Source organism: Dietzia sp. SLG310A2-38A2, from assembly GCF_014145095.1.
Classification (GTDB): domain Bacteria; phylum Actinomycetota; class Actinomycetes; order Mycobacteriales; family Mycobacteriaceae; genus Dietzia.
In genome coordinates, this window is record NZ_JAALDX010000205.1 from 1 (window position 1) to 4,707 (window position 4,707).

Annotated in this window: 5 protein-coding genes; 1 reads left to right on the forward strand and 4 read right to left on the reverse strand. The window is 71.3% G+C overall.

The genetic code is table 11. The annotated features are described in order from the left end of the window. On the reverse strand, positions 1-924 hold a 924-nt coding region (gene dapE, locus G6027_RS07810), incomplete at its 3' end, for a succinyl-diaminopimelate desuccinylase (RefSeq protein ID WP_182636684.1). A gap of 7 nt (positions 925-931) precedes the next feature. On the opposite strand from dapE, the gene dapD reads away from it, so the two are divergent. Continuing rightward, positions 932-1,900, forward strand: coding sequence for a 2,3,4,5-tetrahydropyridine-2,6-dicarboxylate N-succinyltransferase (dapD, locus tag G6027_RS07815; protein WP_182636681.1), 969 nt, complete (start codon positions 932-934; stop codon positions 1,898-1,900). A gap of 142 nt (positions 1,901-2,042) precedes the next feature. Here dapD and dapC read toward each other — a convergent pair whose 3' ends face one another. The 3 genes from dapC to cofH form a co-directional block, all read right to left on the reverse strand. Further along, the gene (gene dapC, locus G6027_RS07820; protein ID WP_182636682.1) at positions 2,043-3,155 is read right to left on the reverse strand and encodes a succinyldiaminopimelate transaminase; all 1,113 of its coding nucleotides are present in this window, start codon (positions 3,153-3,155) and stop codon (positions 2,043-2,045) included. A gap of 5 nt (positions 3,156-3,160) precedes the next feature. Continuing rightward, positions 3,161-3,484, reverse strand: coding sequence for a ferredoxin (fdxA, locus tag G6027_RS07825; protein WP_095718370.1), 324 nt, complete (start codon positions 3,482-3,484; stop codon positions 3,161-3,163). 85 nt (positions 3,485-3,569) lie between these two features. After that, a partial coding sequence (gene cofH / locus G6027_RS07830) for a 5-amino-6-(D-ribitylamino)uracil--L-tyrosine 4-hydroxyphenyl transferase CofH (protein WP_182636683.1) occupies positions 3,570-4,707 on the reverse strand: 1,138 nt, incomplete at its 5' end.

Below are 4,707 nucleotides of genomic sequence, written 5' to 3' on the forward strand. Positions count from 1 at the left end.
GGGAATGCGGCCCGGACCGGTCAACCCCAGCGCGTCGAGGGCGTGGGCGAGAGCGGCATCGGTGTCCCGGTCCGGCGCGAACCGGAAGTTGACGTCGAGCCACGCCTCGTCCGGGACGGTGTTGCCGGCCACGCCCGCGGACATCCGCACGGCCTGCAGCCCCTCGCGGTAGACGCAGCCGTCGATGTCCACCGATCGCGCGTCGTACGTCCCGAGCGCCGCCAGAACCGGGGCGAGGCGGTGCACGGCGTTGTCCCCCAACCAGCTTCGCGCCGAGTGGGCCCGGGTGCCGCGGGCGTGGACCCGGATCCGGAGCGTGCCCTGGCATCCCGCCTCGATCAGACCCCCGGTGGGTTCGCCGAGGATCGCCACGTCCCCGGTGAGCCAGTCCCGGTGCGTGCGCTCGAGGAACCCGAGGCCGTTCGCGGTGGCCTCGATCTCCTCGCAGTCGTAGAGCACCAGCGTGAGATCGTGCGCGAGCTCGGCGGAATCGGCCAGGGTCGCGAAGAGATGGAGGAAGACGGCGTCACCGGACTTCATGTCGACGGTGCCACACCCGTGCAGGACCAGGTCGACGCCCTCACCCGTCAATCGGCACGGCACGTTGTCCGCCACGGGGACGGTATCGAGATGGCCTGCGAGCACCACCCGCGACGGCAACCCCCTGGTGGTACGGGCCAGGACGCGGTCGCCGTCGCGGACGAGTTCGGTCCGTCCGGCGGCCGGCCCGGTGAAGCCGGTGATCACGGACTGGAGCGCGGTGTGGACGGCTCCGGCGATCGCCGCCTCCTCCCGGGAGGGACTGGCGATGTCGACGAGGGCGCGGGTGAGGTCGACCGGGTCTGCGGTCAGATCGAGGGCGGCGGTCACGGCGTCCACCTTAGATGCCCGTGGCCGGTACGCGCCGGGGCCGACCGCTAGCATCGGGGACATGAGTGCACATGGAGCCGTGGCCACCGGAATCGCCACCCTGACGTCCGATCACACCGTCCTCGACGTGTGGTATCCCGCGCCGGAGCTCGGAGCCGCCTCCGAGGGGGGTCACCGGGTCCTGTCGGGCGACGAGGTCCCCGAGGAGCTCGCTCCCCTGACCGGACCCGACGCCGACCGCGGTGTCGAACGGGTCGCGGTGCGGGTGGAGATCGAGGACCTCACGCAGGCCCCGACCGACGCCTACGACGCCTACCTCCGGTTGCACCTGATCTCCCACAGGCTCATCCGGCCGCACTTCGCCAACATGGACGGGCTGTTCGGGACACTGGCGAACGTCGTGTGGACCAACTTCGGCCCCTGCGCGGTCCCGGGATTCGAGATGGTGCGCGCCAAGTTGCGCGCCCGCGGCCCGGTGACGGTCTACGGCGTGGACAAGTTTCCCAGGATGGTGGACTACGTCGTCCCGTCCGGGGTTCGGATCGCCGACGCCGACCGGGTCCGACTGGGCGCCCATCTGGCGGAGGGGACGACCGTCATGCACGAGGGGTTCGTCAACTTCAACGCCGGCACCCTCGGTCCGTCGATGGTCGAGGGACGCGTCTCGGCCGGAGTGGTGGTCGGCGCGGACTCCGACGTCGGTGGTGGCGCCTCGATCATGGGCACCCTCTCGGGCGGCGGCAAGGAGACCATCTCGATCGGCGAGCGCTGCCTGCTGGGCGCCAACTCGGGGATCGGGATCTCGCTCGGCGACGACTGCGTGGTCGAGGCCGGGCTCTACGTCACCGCCGGCACGAAGGTGGACGTCCGTGCCGGGGCATGGGCCGAGCGGGAGCCCGTCAAGGCTGGTCAGCTCTCCGGGTTGGACAACCTGCTCTTCCGCCGCAACTCGGTCTCCGGCGCCGTCGAGGCCGTGCCGTGGAAGCGCGAGGGCGTCGGGCTGAACGAGGCGCTCCACGCCAACGACTGACCTCCCGCGTTCGGCGTCCCCCGACGCACACCCACATCGACAAGAGCGTTCCGCACACATCGGCCGAGAGCAGATGCGCGGAACGCTCTTCTCGATGGTGGGAGCGAGGGCGCCCGGCGGGCGGGTGGAGGGCGAGACCGGCTCAGGCCAGCCGGCGCACCGCCTCTGCCACGGTGGCGTCGGTCGCGGTGAGGGCGATGCGGACATGCCGGGCTCCGGCGGAACCGTAGAACTCCCCGGGCGCCACCAGGACGCCGCGCCCGGCGAACCAGTCCACCGTCTCCCGGCAGGGTTCGTCCCGGGTGGCCCAGATGTAGAGCCCGGCCTGCGAGTCGTCGACACGGAACCCGGCCGCCTGCACGGCCGGGAGCAGGAGCTCGCGTCGGGCCCGGTACCGCTCGCGTTGCTCGGCCTCGTGTGCGTCGTCCCGCAGCGCCGCGGTCATCGCGTTCTGGACCGGCAGGGGCATCATGAGCCCCGCGTGCTTGCGCACCGCCAGCAACTCCGCCACGAGGGACGGGTCGCCCGCCACGAACCCCGCGCGGTACGAGGCCAGGTTCGAGGTCTTGGACAGCGAATGCAAGGCCAGGAGGCCGGTGTGGTCGCCGTCGCAGACGCGCGGGTCGAGGACCGAGGGCGCCTCGCCCTCCCACACCAGCCCGAGGTAGCACTCGTCGGACGCCACGATCACGCCCCGGTCGCGGGCCCAGCCGACCACCTTGCGCAGATGGTCCACGCCGAGCACCCGACCACTGGGGTTCGACGGCGAGTTGAGGTAGAGCAGGGTGGGCGACGACGGGCCGAGCTGCGTCAGCGAATCGGCGCGCACGACCGTCGCACCCGCGAGCAGAGCCCCCACCTCGTAGGTCGGATAGGCCACCTCCGGTACGACGACCGTGTGGCCCGGGCCGAGCGCGAGCTGGGCGGGCAGGCCCGCGATGAGCTCCTTGGTGCCGATCGCGGGAAGCACCGACCCGGAATCCAGTCCGGTGACCCCGTAGCGCCTGGCGAGGGCGTCGACGGCCGCGAGCCGGAGCTCCGTGGTCCCGACGGTGGTCGGGTAACCCGGTTCGGCGGATCCGGCGGCGAGTGCCTCGCGGATCACCGGGGCGACCGGATCGACGGGGGTGCCGACGGTGAGGTCGACCAGTCCGTCGGGATGTGCCGTGGCGACGGATCTCGCCTCGGCGAGGGTGTCCCACGGGAACACGGGTAGCGCGCGCCCGGGCGGACGACGCTCCGGGCGCGACACCACCGAGGTCACTCCTGGTTCATGGGGGGCAGTGCCTTGATGAACGGGTGGTCGTAGTCGACCTTGCCCACCTTGGCGGCGCCGCCCGGCGATCCCAGCTCGACGAAGAAGTCGACGTTGGCGGTGTTGTACTCGGACCACTCCTCCGGGGTGTCATCCTCGTAGAAGATGGCCTCCACCGGGCAGACGGGCTCACACGCGCCGCAGTCGACACACTCATCGGGATGGATGTACAACATCCGTCCACCCTCGTAGATGCAGTCGACCGGACACTCCTCGACGCAGGACTTGTCCATCACGTCGACGCACGGCTCTGCGATCGTGTAGGTCACGTCAGCCACCTTCCTCGTAGCGGTATGGCCTGCATCGTATGTCACACCCCGCTTCCGCGACGACGCCGCCCCGAAGCCCGCCGAGCTATGTGACGACGGTCACGGGAATCTGGGTGGGTGCCGGTCCGTAGACGGTGTCCCGACGCCGGGCGGGCCGACCGATTCCGGTGGCGATCTCCGCGATCTCCTCCGGGGTCTTGGCGGACCCGTTCTCGGCCCCGGCCATCCGGGAGATCGTCTCCTCCATGAGCGTGCCGCCCAGGTCGTTCGCCCCTGCACGCAGCATGGTCCGCGTCCCCGCAACGCCGAGCTTGACCCAGCTGGTCTGGACGTTGTCGATCGCGCCGTGCAGCATGATCCGGGCCAGCGCGTGGACGGCGACGTTCTCCTCACGAGTCGGCCCCGGCCGGGACGCGCCCGCCAGGTAGAGCGGGGCGCTGCGGTGCACGAAGGGCAGGGGGACGAACTCGGTGAACCCTCCGGTCCGCTCCTGGATCCCCCGGAGCGTGCGGAGGTGCCCCACCCAGTGCCGCGGGGTGTCCACGTGGCCGTACATCATGGTGGAACTCGACCGCAGGCCCACCTCGTGGGCGGTGGTGACGATGTCGATCCACTCGGAGGCCGGGAGCTTGCCCTTGGTCAGGACCCAGCGGACCTCGTCGTCGAGGATCTCGGCGGCGGTGCCCGGGATGGTGTCCAGTCCGGCGGCACGGAGCTCGGTGAGCCACTCCCGGACCCCCGCCCCGGCCCGCGAGGCCCCGTTGGAGATCTCCATGGGGCTGAACGCGTGGACGTGCATCGACGGCACCCGTGCCTTGATCGCGCGGACCAGGTCCGCGTACCCGGAGACCGGCAGGTCCGGGTCGATCCCGCCCTGCATACACACCTCGGACGCGCCGGAGACGTACGCCTCGTACGCGCGGTCGGCCACCTCGGCCGCCGAGAGGGAGAACGCGTCCGCGTCCCCCTTGCGCTGGGCGAAGGCGCAGAACCGGCACCCCGTGTAGCAGATGTTGGAGAAGTTGATGTTCCGGTTGACCACGTAGGTCACCGTCTCCCCCACCACGTCCGCGCGGATCCGGTCGGCGAGTCCGGCCACGGCGGCCAGCCCGTCCCCGGTGGCCGTGGCCAGGGCGAGGTACTGGTCGTCGGTGAGGGCGGCCGGATCCGATTCCGCGGCCCGCAGCGCCGCGAGCACCTCGGAGTCCGCCCGCTCGGGAACC